The 17,056-nt window shown below is 39.4% G+C and carries 13 protein-coding genes; 2 read left to right on the top strand and 11 right to left on the bottom strand.

Annotated elements, in window-relative coordinates; genetic code table 11:
• Position 1: 1 nt before the first annotated feature.
• From QUF94_RS13250 to QUF94_RS13215, 8 genes are all read right to left on the bottom strand, one after another.
• Positions 2-1,333 carry a D-serine ammonia-lyase gene (locus QUF94_RS13250; RefSeq protein WP_289318369.1) on the bottom strand — a complete coding sequence of 444 codons (1,332 nt, stop codon included), beginning with the start codon at positions 1,331-1,333 and terminating at the stop codon, positions 2-4.
• Positions 1,334-1,434: 101 nt separating this feature from the next.
• Positions 1,435-3,183, bottom strand: coding sequence for an aminodeoxychorismate synthase component I (gene pabB, locus QUF94_RS13245; RefSeq protein WP_289316270.1), 1,749 nt, complete (start codon positions 3,181-3,183; stop codon positions 1,435-1,437).
• A gap of 90 nt (positions 3,184-3,273) precedes the next feature.
• Positions 3,274-4,296 (bottom strand): LLM class flavin-dependent oxidoreductase, encoded by a 1,023-nt coding sequence (locus QUF94_RS13240; RefSeq protein ID WP_289316269.1) that lies wholly within the window; start codon positions 4,294-4,296, stop codon positions 3,274-3,276.
• Between the two features lie 93 nt (positions 4,297-4,389).
• On the bottom strand, positions 4,390-5,388 hold the full coding sequence (locus tag QUF94_RS13235; protein WP_289316268.1) for an LLM class flavin-dependent oxidoreductase: 999 nt from the start codon (positions 5,386-5,388) through the stop codon (positions 4,390-4,392).
• 290 nt (positions 5,389-5,678) lie between these two features.
• A complete protein-coding gene (locus QUF94_RS13230; RefSeq protein ID WP_289316267.1) occupies positions 5,679-7,925 on the bottom strand; it encodes an AAA domain-containing protein in 2,247 nt (748 codons plus the stop codon).
• Between the two features lie 224 nt (positions 7,926-8,149).
• Positions 8,150-9,946, bottom strand: coding sequence for an oligoendopeptidase F (pepF, locus tag QUF94_RS13225; RefSeq protein WP_289316266.1), 1,797 nt, complete (start codon positions 9,944-9,946; stop codon positions 8,150-8,152).
• 117 nt (positions 9,947-10,063) lie between these two features.
• Positions 10,064-10,690, bottom strand: coding sequence for an FMN-dependent NADH-azoreductase (locus QUF94_RS13220; protein WP_289316265.1), 627 nt, complete (start codon positions 10,688-10,690; stop codon positions 10,064-10,066).
• Positions 10,691-10,942: 252 nt separating this feature from the next.
• Positions 10,943-11,677, bottom strand: a complete 735-nt coding sequence (locus tag QUF94_RS13215; RefSeq protein WP_289316264.1) for a YqcI/YcgG family protein — start codon at positions 11,675-11,677, stop codon at positions 10,943-10,945.
• Between the two features lie 265 nt (positions 11,678-11,942).
• On the opposite strand from QUF94_RS13215, the gene QUF94_RS13210 reads away from it, so the two are divergent.
• Positions 11,943-12,197 (top strand): alpha/beta-type small acid-soluble spore protein, encoded by a 255-nt coding sequence (locus tag QUF94_RS13210; RefSeq protein ID WP_289316263.1) that lies wholly within the window; start codon positions 11,943-11,945, stop codon positions 12,195-12,197.
• 141 nt (positions 12,198-12,338) lie between these two features.
• Here QUF94_RS13210 and QUF94_RS13205 read toward each other — a convergent pair whose 3' ends face one another.
• Together QUF94_RS13205 and QUF94_RS13200 are read right to left on the bottom strand one after the other, a co-directional pair.
• Positions 12,339-13,550: an iron-containing alcohol dehydrogenase gene (locus QUF94_RS13205; RefSeq protein WP_289316262.1), complete on the bottom strand. Its 1,212-nt coding sequence runs from the start codon at positions 13,548-13,550 to the stop codon at positions 12,339-12,341.
• A 146-nt stretch (positions 13,551-13,696) separates the two neighbouring features.
• On the bottom strand, positions 13,697-14,584 hold the full coding sequence (locus tag QUF94_RS13200) for a R2-like ligand-binding oxidase (RefSeq protein WP_289316261.1): 888 nt from the start codon (positions 14,582-14,584) through the stop codon (positions 13,697-13,699).
• A 138-nt stretch (positions 14,585-14,722) separates the two neighbouring features.
• On the opposite strand from QUF94_RS13200, the gene QUF94_RS13195 reads away from it, so the two are divergent.
• Positions 14,723-15,409, top strand: a complete 687-nt coding sequence (locus QUF94_RS13195) for a helix-turn-helix transcriptional regulator (RefSeq protein ID WP_289316260.1) — start codon at positions 14,723-14,725, stop codon at positions 15,407-15,409.
• Between the two features lie 37 nt (positions 15,410-15,446).
• Here QUF94_RS13195 and QUF94_RS13190 read toward each other — a convergent pair whose 3' ends face one another.
• Positions 15,447-16,538: a branched-chain amino acid aminotransferase gene (locus QUF94_RS13190; RefSeq protein WP_289316259.1), complete on the bottom strand. Its 1,092-nt coding sequence runs from the start codon at positions 16,536-16,538 to the stop codon at positions 15,447-15,449.
• Positions 16,539-17,056 lie beyond the last annotated feature (518 nt).

The raw sequence follows: 17,056 nt of genomic DNA, 5'->3' as shown, positions 1-17,056 counted from the left end.
TTTAACTTTTAGATAAATATTGTTCCATCATATCCTTGGGTACCATGCTTCCGCCAGTCGCCCAGATGATATGTGTGGATTGGTTCATTTTATCCAGCAGTTTTTGGTCCCTAAGATATTTCCTTCCTTCTGGACCTGAAAAAAGTTGTATGGGTCCGAATGCTCCTGCGAGGGCAGATGGCTCTAAATAATAACCTTCCGTCTCTGCCATCTCACGGAGCAGTTCGAATAACCTTTTATCCTCTATGGTATAGCTGCCGCTTAACATGGTCGTCATCATACTGGAAACTAACGCTGAAGGTCTTCCGACAGCAAGTCCATCCGCTTCCGTCTTATTATCGATTCCAAATTCCTGCACCGAGACTTTGTCATGAAGGCCTGTCATCAATCCGAGCGTCATGCATGGTGAGTGTGTCGGTTCTGCAAAAAAACAATGAACATCATCTCCGAAGGCTAACTTGAGCCCATATGTGATACCGCCTGGTCCGCCGCCGACTCCACACGGTAAGTACACAAACAAAGGGTGATCTTCGTCAACTGGAATGGACATATCTTTCAGTTGTTTCTTCAGCCGCGTTGCAGCCGTCGCATATCCCAGCAGCAAATCCACCGAATTTTCATCATCGATAAAATGGCAATTGGGATCAAGTGATGCCTCCATACGGCCTTCTTCCACAGCTTTACTATAATCATCATCATATTCCCTTACTATGACACCAAGACTTGTTAATTTATCCTTTTTCCACTGTTTGGCATCTGCCGACATATGGACTGTTACTCTAAACCCCAGCTTAGCGCTTATTATTCCAATACTCATTCCTAAATTGCCGGTTGAACCGACCGCAATCGAATATTTTGAAAAAAGCTCTTTGTATTCATCACTCGCAAGTATTCCATAGTTATCAGTTAGTCTTAAACCACCATGCTTCATGGCAATTTCCTCGGCACGTTTCAACACCTCGTAAATACCTCCGCGTGCCTTGATAGATCCTGAAATAGGTAAATGACTGTCACATTTAAGCAAAAGTTTCCCAGCCATTTCAGTCTTATAGGATTCTTCCAAGTTTTTTTGCATGGAAGGAATCTCAACTAGTGGTGATTCAATGATTCCCTCCATTGGTCCAGTTTCCGGAAAGGCATTAATCATATAATTTGCGAATCTATCCAATCTGTCCTCAGCCGTTTTAACCTGTTCAGCATGGACGATTGGGTTTTCTTGTTTGGCACCGTAATTTGGATTCATCCAGAAGACTTCATCCATGTTTATAAGATTTTTAAGCATTGGATCTTTCGTCTTCCACTCCATAATCGATAAACCTGCGATTTTATGCATCTCCACAGCAGTCCCTCCCAGTATATGTAGTATTCATCATCTACTATAACTCAACAAACTGCAATAAAGATTACAATTATCATTTTTTTAGGGAAATCAGCTTAGAATGTTAAATTCACTTTTAATTTCCCTCGCACGCTATTAATAAACCAAATTTCCTCAGCGCTATTAAGGTCAGCCTTTGAAATGGGCTTTTCTTTGATTTCCTTCTTCCTGATTAACTCTTGACGAAAAGTTCCAGCAAGTAGTCCTGATTCCACAGGAGGCGTAAAGAGGTCTCCATTTATTTTCACCACTACATTTCCGTTCGTGAATTCCGTGATGTATCCTTCTTCATTCCAAAGTAGAACGTCATGGAAGTCAGGATTATTCATTTGAAAGCCTTCATATACATCACGATTAGTCGTCTTATGAAAAAGAAAGGGATTTCCGCTTGATATTGGAGTTTCAGCCAAGATAGCTGTTAATTCTGAATCAAGAGGCTTAATTGCTTGTCCGGAGACTTCAATTTCACCATATTCATTAAGTAGTACCCTTACCTTTTGCAACGTGCCTTTATTCAAATCCGCATACTTTTGGAGTTGATCTCTAAGTTTCAATTCAGAGAACCGATAATTAAAGTAATCAGCGGATTGTTTCATCCGATCGATATGATCATTCAACAAATAATATTCTCCATCGTTAAGCTTCATCGATTCCAATAGTTTGTACGCAGGACTTTCGACTGTCAATAATTTGGCCTTTAAAAAGGCTTCGTCATATTCTTCCGTTAACTCGGAATCCCAAGTGATTCCCCCGCCTACCCCATACTCGGCTTTACCTGTTTCCTTTTCGATCACGACCGTACGAATCGGCACATTAAAAACGGCTTCGGAATCAGGAGTGATAAACCCGATTGCACCGCAATAAACTTCACGTGGGGAATTTTCGATATCGGTGATGATTTCCATCGTTTTTATTTTAGGTGCCCCTGTTATCGATCCACATGGAAAAAGGGCCTTGAATATATCAATGATTGTTGTTCCGGGTTTCGTATCGGCTGTTATCGTGGATGTCATTTGCCAAACGGTCGGATATTTTTCAATTGCCTTAAGTTGTGGAACCTCGACACTTCCTGGTTCTGCAATCATTCCCAAATCATTTCTGAGCAGGTCCACAATCATGTAGTTTTCAGCTTGATTCTTTTCCGAGGCTGCTAACCAGTCTGCATTGAGCTGATCCATTTTCAGTGTCGTTCCCCGCTTTACCGTTCCTTTCATTGGTCGAGTAATCAGCTGACCATCTTCCCAACGGAAAAACAACTCAGGTGAAGCAGAGAGGATTCGATGTGTCCCCACATTCAAATATGCACTATAGTTCGAGCGTTGAGCTCTCTTCAAGCGATCAAAGAAAGCGAAGTCATCTCCTTCGAACATGGATTGCAAACGCATCGTATAATTCACTTGGTACGTATTGCCTTTCTCAATTTCGGATTTTATTCTTTGAAACCCGGAATGATAGGTATTTGAATCCGTTTCTGATTCCCATTCAGCCAAATTAAAAGTCCCTGTCATTTTTCCAGGTAATTGTTCTTCCGGTTTATCAAAAATTCCGAACCATAATAATGGCATTTTGGCTCCATCTTTTACTTTAAAAGATTTTTCAAAAGCAGGTGCAGCTTCATAGGAAACATATCCCGCTGCGTAATGCCCCTGTTCGATCGCTTCCTGGACTTTTTGAAATTGAGGAAGGACATCCCCAATGGAATGGGCGGTGAACACTTTTTTCGGGTTCGTAAAATAGAGTGGCCTGCTGTCACCTTGTTTATCTGTGAAGTGAAATACTAAGGATAAAGGATCTTCTCGTTTCATTCTTTTCTCCTAACTTTGTTTATAAAGTCAATCGTTATGTATTTTTAAAAAGCTTGCAGACACGTGATCTGCAAGCTCATTCAATGACACTTATTTCATTCCAGTCACTTCTGCAATGATTTCATAAGAACGAAGGCGTGCATCCTGATCATAAATGGCAGAGTTTATAATCATTTCATCCGCCTGGGTTTCATCTAAAAAGGACTGTAACTGCTCTTTTACCTCTTCCGGATTTCCTATAATGGAGGCATTCAGCTGTTTCATGACAATGGCCTTTTCATATTCTGTCCAAATGCCTTCCATCGTATCAACTGGAGGAGCAAGTTGTCCAGGTGTGTTACGGATCAAATTCAAGAATTGCTGTTGATAAGATGTAGCAATCCTTTGTGCTTCTTCCGTAGTATCTGCTGCAAAAACATTGACACCAACCATGACATAAGGTTTATCGAGAACGTCGGATGGTTGGAAATTATTGCGGTAACGAGCTAAAGCTGGTTGGGTATTTTCAGGGGAAAAATGGCTTGCAAATGAAAATGGCAATCCCAGCTGAGCTGATAATGCTGCACTGAAGCCACTTGAACCAAGCAGCCAAATCGGAATGTCCTGTCCTTCTCCAGGGATGGCACGAACACGATTATGTTTAGAATCCGCATCCAAATAACTGCGGAGCTGTGCTAATTGTTCAGGAAAATCCTGACCGTTATTACGTACATCACCCCGGAGAGCCATGGCCGTAAATTGGTCGCTTCCCGGAGCTCGCCCAAGTCCCAAATCTATTCTACCAGGATACATTGCTTCCAATGTTCCAAATTGTTCTGCGATAACAAGTGGTGCATGATTCGGCAGCATTATGCCACCAGAACCCACGCGAATTCTTTCCGTCTTTCCTGCCACATAGCCAATAAGCACTGACGTTGCAGAGCTTGCGATCCCTGGCATGCTATGGTGTTCTGCAACCCAGAAACGGTTATAATTCCATTGCTCCACATGCTTGGCTAAATCTATTGTATTTTTAAAAGCTCCCGAAACTGTACCACCCTCAACAATAGAAGCTAGGTCCAGAACGGAAAAAGAAATGTCGCTAAGTTTTTTTGCATGTTGATCAGCATTCATATCTTCATCTTCTTTCTTTCAATTATGATAAATTGGACGCAAAGCCATCATATAGAAAATGCACACAAAATGCACACAAAATGCTCGAAGGGATTAACTGTTAAGAATTTCCCTGGCAATCAAACGAAACGAATTAAGCCTATCCTCCAACTTATGGGTGATGGTTATCAGCATGATTTCATCTGCTAGATATTTCTCCTGAATCTCCAAAAGACGATACTTCACTTGTGAAGGTGTACCAAAAATCAGTTTTTCATGCATGGTTTCCATCAGTGCTTTTTCTTTTTCAGTCCAAACATGATTCCTTACCTCTTCTATGCTTGGAACCTGCCTTCTTTTCCCTTGTCCACTTTGAATTTTCCATAGGGTGTTGCTAAGAGCGATTTCTTTTGCAAGTTCCTCGGTTTCCGCACATATGGCAGCAACCGTAACGATTGTTTTAGGAGCTTTAAGTAACCCTTTCGATAGGAAGTTATCACGGTATTGCTGAAAACTCTGCACTCCATCATTTTCACTCATAAATTCACCAAATGCGTATGCAGTACCATTCTCAGCGGCAAGTTTTGCGCTTTTCCCGCTTGTTCCCAATATCCATGGTTCAGGAGATACCTTTGGGATAGGAGCAGCAGAAACATTTGAAAAGGGATGTTCTTTCGGAAATTCATCTCTAAGAAAATTCAACAGTTCCTTAACAAGTTCAGGCATTTTGTAAACATTCTGAAGAAAATTATCGGATAAGGCCATCGTAGCTTCCGCAGATCCACCAGGAGCGCGTCCCAGTCCCATATCAATCCTGCCTGGAAAAAGGGTCGCAAGCATATTATAAGTCTCCGCTATCCGATATGGCTTATAATGCGGAAGCAGCACTGCCCCAGATCCAATTCTGATATTTTTGGTTTGCGCAGCAATATAACTTATCAACACCTCAGGAACGGAACAGGCCAATCCCGGCAGATCATGATGTTCAGTAAACCAGATTCTGCTATAACCTAGCCTATCGCCTTCTTGAGCAAGTTGCAGAGAGGCCTGTAATGCTTCTTGTGCAGATTGTCCGGATGCAATTGGGGATTGATCTAATATACCCAGTTTCATTTTATTACCCCCCTTCTTGTCTTTCGTAACTTAATAGTAAATCATAACTATTCGAAAGTCGCATGAAAAGCTTGCTATGTTATTGTAGTTTCCAGCCTTTAGCGGAAATTATAAGGAGTTGAATCCAGATTCGGGATTATGGGTGATTGATATATTCTGACGAGGTCTTTGTTTTAATATATTAACATTAGTAGGTGGCTCAAGAGAATAACATATATTCTAGCGAGGTATTTTAAGGAATATACATTTTGTAAAATAAAAAAAGCCCTTTAAAAGGGCCTTTTCCGGAGCTATTCATTTTTTTTGAATTGAGATAGTAATTCATCAGCCATTATTTGCGAATCCAAACGAGCCGCTATAAATGGGGGCTGTATCCGATTATTGGACTCTACGGGCAAACCTAACCAGGTAACTCGTTTATCAATGATGATAAACGAAAAGGATACCGGTGAACAAATAAAATGATCAGAATTTATATCAGGGTTTCTTTTTACTGAAATAATCGTCAATTTCACTGCTGGGTTTCGTTTCATTAAGTATAGCTTCCATTCTTCTGACAAACTGTTTAAATCCGGCACTGCCAGAACCATCTCTTGTTTTGCTGATTCAATATCTTCCATAAAATCATCCAATTTACGGGCATGCATCCATTGCAATTTTGGGTGCTGGTGTTTAACCCATTTTCCAATGTCTTTCTTTGACACAAACTGATCATTTTGAATTTGATGATCGACAAGCTGACGGAGTGTTTTACTGCGATAAACGTGTTTGTTAACAAATGAAGTGTCACATACATGTACAAACTTCCCTTTCGTCCTTGTTATTGCCACGTTAATGAGCCTTTCACTTTCTCTCCCTGTCAATAACATTCCAGCCCTGTTTTGCGGATAACTATCAACTGTGTCAAAAATCATCATTTCACGTTCACTTCCCTGGAAACGGTGTACAGTTGCTGCGATGATATCAGCCGTTTGCCGTTCTTTGACATATAAATCATCCAATAGTTTTTCCATCAAGTCTGCCTGAGCACGATATGGGGCGACATAACCAATTGACCTTGTCCCGCCCATATACGCTTCATGAATCAGTTGAAAAGATAAAAGCAATTGCCAAAGATTCATTCTCGAGTGGGAAGTGCGTTCAGTGATGCAATATTCCCCTGATAAGCTAGTATCGACTAGTGCGGCTGCCTTATTGGCAAACGGTTCCGCCTGCATTATGCTCTCCCTGCTAGTCGCAACACTTTCATGATCCCCAACAAAATTGTTATAGACGATACGATTAGTGAATGCCGAAATATCAGGATGCATGCGGCGCTGTTCTTTTAAAAGGAATAAATGAGGATGAAGTTCTCCTTCTTCCACAGATTGAGCGACACCGGACCGATGAAAGATGTCTTCCTTCAGCCAAAGTTTCACGAGTGAATCACGAGCGGAAGCAATAGGCGGCAATTGTTTGAAATCACCACAAACGATAATATGTTTGGATATCGCTGCAGCAAATGCCACCTGTGGTACGTAAGCCATGCTCGCTTCGTCCAAAATGACCAGATCATATTCCTTTTGATAAATCGTTTCGTCATTTGCGGCTTTAGCCAAGGTCGTACCGATGATTTTTGCCTCTTTTACTAATTGAACCTCTTTTTGGCGGATTTTCTCCAAAACTTTGGCCAGCTTTTTTTCTATCTCGATTAATTGATCCGTATCCCTTTTACTGAAGGAGCCAGCCAAGTCATGTTTTAATAAACGTTTCTCTTCTCCAAGCTGTTCTTTTTCTTTAACTAATGTCGGTTCATGTTTACCTAATAATTGTCCCGTAACAATATCATCATGGATGGCTAGAGATTCACCGATTTGAGACCCATAGCGAAGCACATCGCCTTCTTTGAAACGATCTTTCTTTTTAATGAATGAAGAAATCTCAGCCATCAAAACATCTACAGCCTGGTTGCTATGGGACAAGACCAGTACTTTTTTATCTTGTAAATAATGATTGGCTACTGTACGTGCCAGCGTATAGGTTTTTCCTGTTCCAGGGGGTCCCCAGACAAAAGTGACAGGATTGAACTTCGAACGGGCATATAGCTCTTTCACACTGCTTAGTTTTTCGTTAACAGGATGTTTTTGAGGCATGGATGGGTCCATCAGGCGCTTGATCCGAAGCCTTTTCTTTTTACTTCTCTTGATTTCATCCAAGCGGATAATCAATTGTTCTAGCAATTCCCATGGATCATGGTATAAAAAGGCTTCACCGATCATATCACCTAACGAGCGATCAAATACGATAATTATACTTTTCCCTTCCGATGAGAGGATCCTTCCATCCTGTTTAATTCCTCCCCATTCCAGTCGAACTAGGGAACCGACAGGAATTTTTATCGATGAACCTGTTTCAAAATAATAGCTGAAAGACCCGTCACTTGTAAGCAGATGGCCGTTCGAAACCAGGTATTTTGTGCTGCCGTATTTTTTTAAATGCAGGATTTCAAGTTGTAGGGCCTGCTGCCATTCTTTTATATAATTAACTGTTGAATTCATTTTTCACTTTCCTCACAAAATATGCCATTGAAGTTTAAAGAAACTGGCCTAAAGCTCCGATGTAGAAAATATCTGTCCCTATGACCTTTTTCGCGCAGTATTCGTTTCTTTAACATATAAAATAAGGCCCAATCAAAAGATTGGGCCTTTCCTACGCCAATAGTTTAACTATAGCATTTTTTATAACATCATACCATGGGCTCTTTTGGAAGAAATGGTTTAGATTAGCCCTCTGATAACTCAGTGAATTCATCAACCAGATCACTGAAAATCCTCATTGCATTTTCGATTGGATCAGGTTTAGTTAAATCTACGCCTGTTTTCTTAAGCAACTCCAATGGGAAATCGGAACTCCCGCTTTTCAAGAACGTCAAATAACTTTCAAGTGTTTTTTGGTCCCCGGAAATGATCTTATCTGCGATCGTAATAGCTGAAACGTAACCAGTTGCATATTTGTAGACGTAAAACGGACGATAGAAGTGTGGAATGCGTGACCACCCATACTTCACTTCTTCATCGAAAATTATTTCATCTCCATTATAAGCTCGGAATATCGATTCATAAGCTGTATTAAAAACCTCGGCATTTAGAGGTTCATCATTTTCAGCTTTTTCATGTACAATCTTTTCAAATTCCGCAAACATCACCTGTGTGAAGAACGTTCCTTTAAAACTATCTATGAAATGGTTAAGTAAGTGTTTTTTCTTTTGCACGTCTTTTGTTGTCTTAATCAAATGTCGGATCAGCAGGATTTCATTCACAGTGGATGCAACCTCAGCAACAAAAATGGAATATCCTGCACTTATTTGCGGTTGATATTTTGAGCTATAGTAAGAATGCATGCCATGTCCAGATTCATGGGCAAGTGTAAAAACACTGTCTAAATCATCACGGTGATTTAATAAGATGAACGGATGAACACCATAAAGTCCTAAATTATAAGCGCCTGAACGTTTTCCAGGTGTTTCCCTGACATCGATATATCTTTTTTCCTTAAAGGTTTTCAGTGTTGTGATATATTCTTCGCCAAGAGGTTTCAGTGCTTCCACCATCAAAGCAAAACCATCATCATAAGAAATTTCCTCTTTAGCACCTTCCACCAATGGTACACTTAAATCATAAGCACGTAATTCTTCTACCCCCAGCAATTTTTTTCTTAGATGAATGTATTTATGCATGGGGCCGATATTTTGTTTAGTTGACATAATCAAATTATCATATACTTCTTTTGGAACTTGATCTCCAAATAAGGACTTTTCCAAGGCAGATGGATAATTTCTTAGTTTTGAAAGATTCACATTATTCTTGATTGCTGTAGAAAGTGTGGAAGCGATGGTATTCTTCAACTGTATATATGGTTGATAATAGGCGATATACGCCTCTTTTCTTTTATCGCGATCATCGTCTTCAATCAATTTGGAATACATTCCTCGCGTAAGCTCTACCCTATCGCCGTCTTCATTCGTAACTTCCCCAAATTTAATATCAGCATTGTTGATCATCCCGAACGTTTTTTGGGGTGCTGAAAAGGCTTCGCCTACTTGAGAAAGGACCTCTTCTTGTTCTTTCGCTAACACATGGGCTTTATAGCGATAGGAATCCAGGAGATCTTCTTCAAAATATTTTAAACCCTCTATCTCTTTTATGTACCCTTTTAATGTTTGTTCTTCCAGGCCCAAAAGGAACGGCATGAAAAATGCAGTTGCATTACTCATTTTCTGCCCTAACCGAGCTGCTCGATCCAGTAATGCTTGGGATGAGGTAACCCTTGTATCCAAATCGGCTTGCAGCATGGCATATACATACAGCTTGTTATAAATGTACCCAAGTTCCTCACTTAATCGTAAATACTCGAACAAATCTTGAGAAGATTGAATATGCCCATCATATGCCTTTAATTTATCTGTCATCTTAAGTACTTCTTGAAAATCTTTATCCCATTTAGCCTGATCTTCGTAAATATCCTTTAAGTTCCATGTTTCTTCCTCTTTGATTTCGTCACGTGATTTAAACATTTGCATATTATCGGCACTTCCTTTCATGCTTATAGGCTTACCCTTTATTATAATCGACTTTCAGAAAAATCTGCATAGAAAAACCAGTATGTTAAAAATACATACTGGTTTTTCTTTCATCAATTAGAATTTTGCCGCAGTTTCAGCAACTTTCGCCAATCCTTCTGCAACGATATCCTGTGTACGATCTGGATATTGATTATGTCCCTCGATAACAACCGTTACTGGGTTTGTTATGCCCCATAAGTTTAAATTCATCGTTACGTATCTCTCTGCCATTTCGCCAGCATCCATACCAGGCAATGCATAATCCGATCCACGAGCATTAAGCAAAGCCACTTTCTTACCTCCAACCAAGCCTACAGGGCCTTCAGCTGTGTATTTGAAAGTTGTACCAGCTTGAGCAAGATAAGAAATATAAGTTACCAATGGCGCAGGAACCGTTGAGTTCCATAGCGGGAAGGCAAATACCACTTTGTCGGCAGCAAGGAATTGATTCAAGTATTGTTGCACGATTTCAGCAATCTCAACTTCTTCTTCAGTCAATTCCATTCCTTGGCTGCGTTTATATAGTGCAGTAATTGCTGTATTTCCATAGTAAGGTAAGTTCAGTTTAAATAAATCCAATTCAGTTATTTCATCGTTACTATTTGCTTCCTTGTATGTGTTCAAAAACGTTTCATACATTTTCACGCTAATAGCTTGATCCGCTGGACGGTCATTTGATTTAACAAATAATACTTTAGACATTTTCAGTTCCCCCAAGAATTTAATTTTTGTATGTGTCAGAAAAAAGTACAGTTTCGAAATAAATGTTTAATCCATATATCTCGAATTAACTGCAATCTCTACTTTCACATTATATGACTGAACATCCAATAAGGCAAGTAATATGTTTTTAATTTTCAAATGTACATTTCAGGAATTTGCTCCTGGATTTTTTATAACCACCAGCATTCCATTATGCCGCGAATAAAAAAACCGAGAGCAATTTGCCCTCGGTTAAGTTAACTCTTTGTGATGGAATGGACACTTACCCTTTATCGGTTCTATATCATCGCCGATGAAAAATTGTTTCCATTCATTATGATTTACATCACCAAAGTGACTGATATCAGGATGTGTAGGAAGGTTATCCCACTTCTCCACTCGTTCACGAACCTTTTCACGTGACATGATCCCGCCTTTTTCCGTTCCTTCCAACCCTTCAAAGATCATCCGGGGTTGGAATCCAAGAACAAGGCTATTTCCTAAATCGCGGGTTTTACGCTGTTTATAAGCAGGTGCATTACCAAAGACAAAGATTGGTTCCCCTGCAAAATGATAGTCCCATAAATAATGCTCAGGATCTTTCGGCTTTTCAATTGGCCAAGGTTTTTTATCCGCTTTATGGAGGTATTGCAGGATATCCCAAAACCTTTTACGGTACATTTCAATATCTCCTTCTATCGATTCAGGCTCCATAAAGACAAACAGGCCATGCCTGGTATATGGTGGTTCCTGAAATAAATCAAGAAAACTTTCCACTGCTTTAGGGAGATTGGACCAATCTCCCTGTGTGATATAAGCATAACGAAGTTCCCCTTTATTTTCAGCTTTCATCCCGAAATAACAAGGAAATGTTTTGTCCGTCACTGTATTATGGAATGTTTGATATTCTTTAATTAGCCATTTGGGCACTCGATCGGGATTTGTCATATCTTCTTTCGTTAATAAACTTGAATTAGCAGTTAGCATCATTGTTCTCCTTAAATCGTGATAATATATGATACCCGAATTTATTTAAACTAAAACTTCTTCGACCTGGCAAATCACCGTAATCAGGTACATCTTATCTAAATAATTCTTCATTTAAGATTTTATAAGTTCCCCGTTCCAAGGTGATTCCAATTTCCATTAATAAAAACGTAATTATGGTATTCAGCCAAAAACAATCGTTCAGCATGTTAATCATTTTCTTTCCATTAGGATAACCTAAGAAAAAAATAGGAGTGATGCTAAAATGGCAAGAAGAAGAAGAGTTCTCGTACCCGAAGCACGAAAAGGACTCGATGATTTAAAAGCCAAAGTTGCTGGTACAAAGAATCCTGAAGAGGCAAAGTTTGAAGTAGCAAAAGAAATTGGCGTACCGCTGAAAAAAGACTATAACGGTGAGCTCACATCCAAGCAGAATGGGAAAATTGGCGGAAAGTTAGGAGGAGGCATGGTCAAGGAACTTATAAAGATGGCCCAGGAAAACTTAGGAAAAAGGCATTAAGTAGGTGCCTCTCCGATCCAAGTTGTTATCGTTTGTTTCATTAAGTCCCATATCATTGAAGCGATCATTACCTACCTGCTAAAGAATATACATTTTGGGACTTAACAAAAAAGCCAACCTTTTGGCTGGCTTTTTTTGAAATTAATTAATGCTTACGGGTGAAACTCTTGAAACCACTGACATGATTAATTCCGACGACATCGGATAATTAGTGGCAGCTGGATCCTTCATTACTGCAGTAAGGATTCCCTCCATGTCTGAATCTCTAATTTCATAGTCACTGAAGTCAAGGGGCAACCCAAGATCAGATAGGAAAACGCGGATCTTTTCTACCACTTTCGCTAAGATCCCTTTTGGATCTTCATCGTGTATTTTGACTTTAAAGGCTTCGGCTATCAAATGGGCCTTTTGGAGATATAACTCCGGGATAGACTCCATGACAACAGGTAATAACACGGCATTGGCCAATCCATGCGGAATACGGAATAACGCTCCAAATGCGTGCGCAAAGTTATGAACCGGAATCGCATTCAGTGCACTACAAAATGCAGTGATTCCCATCATGCTTCCATGCAACATTTCCATTCTGGCCTCAATATTGGCTCCGTCCTTTACAGCCCACGGTAAATTTTTTTCAATAACTCGAATGGCCTGAAATGCATAAGCATCAGTTATTGATGTCGCTGCAGGTGAGACGATCGCTTCAATTGCATGTGTCAATGCATCTGCCCCAGTAAACGCCGTTATTTCAGGAGGAAGTCCGATAGTTAACTCGGGATCTAAAATGGCTACATCCGAACTTAAGAAAACATTGTATATATTCATTTTGACTTTTATATGTTCATTATAAATGACTGCGATCGGGGATACTTCAGAACCGGTTCCAGCTGTTGTGGCTACTGAAATATGTGGAATATTCATAGGTTGGGCTTTTGGAAACCCCTCATACAGATAACCTCTTGGTATCGCATCATTTATATCCGTAATTCCTTGAAATAATCCATATTTCAATGCTTTTGCGGTATCCATGACACTTCCACCACCAATGGCTAGTATGGCATCGGCATTCACTTTGCGTGCATATTTCAATGCTTCGTTTACACATTCACTCGCTGCGTCTTGTGTAACACCAAGAAACTGCCCTACTATTTCAGCTTTGGTGCCTAAGATCGGCAGCTTAAAACTCTCGACCACTTTTTTAACGACACCAGCCTTTTCCAAACCCACATCACTCACTAGTAGAATCCTTTGGGCCCCAAGACCATTGAATATATCCGGAATGATTGAACGAGCATTCGGGCCGCTATAAATCGAAGACCTTAGCCAAAAATTGGATTGAGTGTTTGCCTTCATAAAGTTTCACCTCAGTCAAATTAGTCTATATTAACGTTTAAGGATTGTTCATTTCCAGCTTTCAAGTGCGTGATGTCATACATGAGGTGAAATCCTTTTTCAATATCCAACATTCAGAAATGGAACATCGTAAGCTTGTTTCCGATTCACAAAACCCCATATTCCCTTTCGTTACTTTGATAGATTTCTTCAACTCCCTTTCCTTTTGCCCTTCCCAAAATCTCCATCCGTACTGATAATTGTTTCATGGTAAAATCTAGAACAGCTTGTTTGTCATTACCAAATGGATTGCCTAACAGATCATAACCCTCCATATTTAACTTGAAGGCCAGTGGTGAAAGTTCCTCCATCCTCTTTTCAACTTGGTTATAGATATGTGGATGTTCACTGATGATTCTCTGCAGAAGGAAAGTTCCATAAGCAATATGGCGTGATTCATCTTTCTTCAATAGACCAACGCCTTTTAATAAACCAGGCATCATTTTACTAGCTTCGAGAGTCTCATAGAACCCGAAATATCCAGTTTCTGCAAGAACTCCCTCCGTAAACATGTTATATACAGTGGCGGCTTCCGCCAATGCCTCAGGGGATTGATCGGATAAAAGTTTCCCCATCGCTTCAGGCAATATCTCATAAAAAATGGATTTATAAGTGTCTGAGTGATATACCGTCAAATCACCCGTTTCACCAATTTGATCTAATGTATAACGGAAAAACTCCATATGCTTCGCTTCCTCGAACAAGAATGTCGTTAAGTACATTTCTTCTTCGATCCTACCCTCTTTTGCTATCGTCATGATGAGCGGAAGCAAATCCAAAGTCACGGCTTCTTCGCCCCCCTGAAAAAGGGAAATGATCCGTAATAACACTTCCCTTTCAATATCATTAAATGACTTCCAATCTTCTTTATCCTGGCTGAAATCTATGTCACGGGGATTCCATATACCAAATTTCTTTGCCTTTTGATAAAGTTTAAATGGTAGGGTATCTTCTCTAAAACTCCGGCTGGTGGTCGTTAAATTCTTTCTTTTCATGTTAATGCCTCCTTGATTTATGAACTGTAAACTTTTGAATTCCTATAGAATGTTTTAATTTGTAAGGATTTTCATTATATTGTAAGATATTAGTAGTATGTATCCTAGCACTGAAAATGTAGGGAGGAAAAAAGTCGAATGCTTGAGGAAACCCTGATGAATCATGTAAAAAAGATTTCCGATCAAAAAGATATGGAAAATAAATCACAAATGATCGTAAAGGGCTGTGTGGATTTTTTTTCATTTCAACGGGCATCTTTATTCAGTTACTCATGTTTAACAGGAATGGGTGAAGGAATATGCGCATGTACAAGAGAAGATATTTTTTCATTTCATAATGTTAAAGAAAATATTCATAATATATACCCCATCCACCAAGCAGTCATCCATAACAAACCCGTATACTTAACCATCCAACATGCGAAATCTTCCATCCCTGCAAAATACGTTAAAAGATTTTCCATCTCTTCATTGGCAATCATTCCGATAATCTTGAATGACATGGTTATCGGTTTCGTTTTGGTTGACCCCATTCATGCCAACAAGCCTGTTACCAAGAATGATTTAATGAAGCTTTCCCATTATTTGAAACTGGCTGTCAGTTCACCATTGGAATCCGCTCCTCCCACTTACCTGCTAAGTAAACGTGAAGTGGAGGTCCTTCAACATTTAGCCAATGGCTTAGGACTAAAGCAAATGGCACCAAAAATGAACGTTAGTGAATTTACCGTCAGAGATCATATTTCTTCTGCAATCAGGAAATTAGGAGTGAGTCACCGGACAGAGGCCGTCGCGGTTGCCATAAGAAACAAAATGATTATATAAAGACAAAAAAAACCTTCACAGAAGGTTTTTTTTGTCTTTATATCTGAGTCACTTTTTCTTCAACTTTAGTGGTCCAGTTTAACTCGTCTGCAACTTTACCTGTTTGGACACCCGTCAGTGTATCATAAAGCTTTCTAGATAGTTCGCCAGTTTCCCCGGTTTGAACGATCATTTCTTCACCATTCCACAAAAATTCACCAATTGGTGAGATTACCGCTGCTGTACCCGTTCCAAAGGCCTCTTCCAAGTGACCTGATTTATATGCTTCATGGACTTCCTCCATGGAAATACGTCTTTCCGAAACGGGAAGATTCCAATGTTTCAGCAATTCTATAATGGAATCACGAGTAATACCCGGAAGGATACTTCCATTTAAGGCAGGTGTGATAATTTCACCATTAATTTTGAAGAAAACATTCATGCTTCCAACTTCTTCAATATACTTTTTCTCTACTCCGTCCAACCAAAGGACTTGGGCATAACCCAGCTTTTCTGATACTTCTTGTGCTTTTAGGCTCGATGCATAATTACCGCCCGTTTTAGCTTCTCCAGTACCACCATTGACTGCACGTGTGAAAGCTGACTCCACTGCTATTTTAACCGGATGAATGCCTTCTTTATAATACGAACCTACAGGTGACATGATGATGATGAACTGATATTTCTCTGATGGAGAAACTCCAAGATAAGGCTCAGTAGCTATAATGAATGGCCTGATATATAAGGAGGTCCCTTCTGCCTGAGGAACCCAATCCTTATCAACGCTAATTAAAGTTTTTAAGGCCTTCAACGCAAAATCAACGTCGACATCCGGTATGCACAATCGGCTATTTGAACTATTCAAGCGTTGAAAGTTCTTTTCCGGACGGAATAGTATAATTTCATCTTCTGGTGTTGCATATGCTTTTAATCCCTCAAATACAGATTGACCATAGTGAAAAATCATAGCTGACGGCTCTAATGCGAGCGGTTGATAAGGAACAATTCTTGGATCATGCCACCCTTGCCCTTGTGTGTAATCCATTATAAACATATGATCGGTAAACTGCTTACCGAACTCAAGCTGGTCCGCTTGTGGTTTTTCTTTCTTTGTTGTACTAAGCGTGATTTGCATGTCATGTTCCTTCATTACCAAAACCCCTTGTTGAATAAATTTACAAGATTTCACTTCCATAAAATCTATCTTTAATTAGTTTACTCCTATAAGGAATCATAGTTCAACCCTTTAAGACGAAATTTTCGGAATTTTTTTAAAATAAATGACTTTTTTTTATTTCCATACTATTATTCCTGAAAAAAGAACCTATTATTAGTCAAATTTCTCAAAAATATCAATTCCGAATTTTTCTGTAAGGTTTCTTGATATCCTTAATATTAGGTTATTTTAACAAATTATCTACAATAGTGCCAATGAGAATTATTGAATATTTTCCATCATGGAACCAAATGCAAGCAAATCAAATGAATTATTTCCACTTCTTTAACCAAGAAGATGGATAAATGTGCAGCCGATTACTAATCGCAGCCGCCTGGACGCAATATATGTATTTTAACAAAGCTCAACTAAAGAAATGAAACACTTTTATACTATTACATAAAATTTAGCGTTATTCCCAAATTTAATATAATACAGTTTATAAAGGTGAA

Source organism: Peribacillus sp. NJ4 (assembly GCF_030348345.1).
Taxonomy (GTDB): Bacteria; Bacillota; Bacilli; order Bacillales; family DSM-1321; genus Peribacillus.
This window is presented reverse-complemented; position numbering and strand designations above follow the sequence as displayed.

Excerpts from the sequence above, each read along its gene's own strand:
- pabB (WP_289316270.1), bottom strand. The coding sequence starts at position 3,183 with ATGAAACGAGAAGATCCTTTATCCTTAGTATTTCACTTCACAGATAAA.
- QUF94_RS13210 (WP_289316263.1), top strand. The coding sequence starts at position 11,943 with ATGGCAAGAAGAAGAAGAGTTCTCGTACCCGAAGCACGAAAAGGACTC.
- QUF94_RS13195 (WP_289316260.1), top strand. The coding sequence starts at position 14,723 with ATGCTTGAGGAAACCCTGATGAATCATGTAAAAAAGATTTCCGATCAA.
- QUF94_RS13215 (WP_289316264.1), bottom strand. The coding sequence starts at position 11,677 with ATGCTAACTGCTAATTCAAGTTTATTAACGAAAGAAGATATGACAAAT.
- QUF94_RS13200 (WP_289316261.1), bottom strand. The coding sequence starts at position 14,584 with ATGAAAAGAAAGAATTTAACGACCACCAGCCGGAGTTTTAGAGAAGAT.
- QUF94_RS13240 (WP_289316269.1), bottom strand. The coding sequence starts at position 4,296 with ATGAATGCTGATCAACATGCAAAAAAACTTAGCGACATTTCTTTTTCC.
- QUF94_RS13250 (WP_289318369.1), bottom strand. The coding sequence starts at position 1,333 with ATGCATAAAATCGCAGGTTTATCGATTATGGAGTGGAAGACGAAAGAT.
- QUF94_RS13230 (WP_289316267.1), bottom strand. The coding sequence starts at position 7,925 with ATGAATTCAACAGTTAATTATATAAAAGAATGGCAGCAGGCCCTACAA.
- QUF94_RS13190 (WP_289316259.1), bottom strand. The coding sequence starts at position 16,538 with ATGAAGGAACATGACATGCAAATCACGCTTAGTACAACAAAGAAAGAA.
- QUF94_RS13205 (WP_289316262.1), bottom strand. The coding sequence starts at position 13,550 with ATGAAGGCAAACACTCAATCCAATTTTTGGCTAAGGTCTTCGATTTAT.
- QUF94_RS13235 (WP_289316268.1), bottom strand. The coding sequence starts at position 5,388 with ATGAAACTGGGTATATTAGATCAATCCCCAATTGCATCCGGACAATCT.
- QUF94_RS13220 (WP_289316265.1), bottom strand. The coding sequence starts at position 10,690 with ATGTCTAAAGTATTATTTGTTAAATCAAATGACCGTCCAGCGGATCAA.
- pepF (WP_289316266.1), bottom strand. The coding sequence starts at position 9,946 with ATGCAAATGTTTAAATCACGTGACGAAATCAAAGAGGAAGAAACATGG.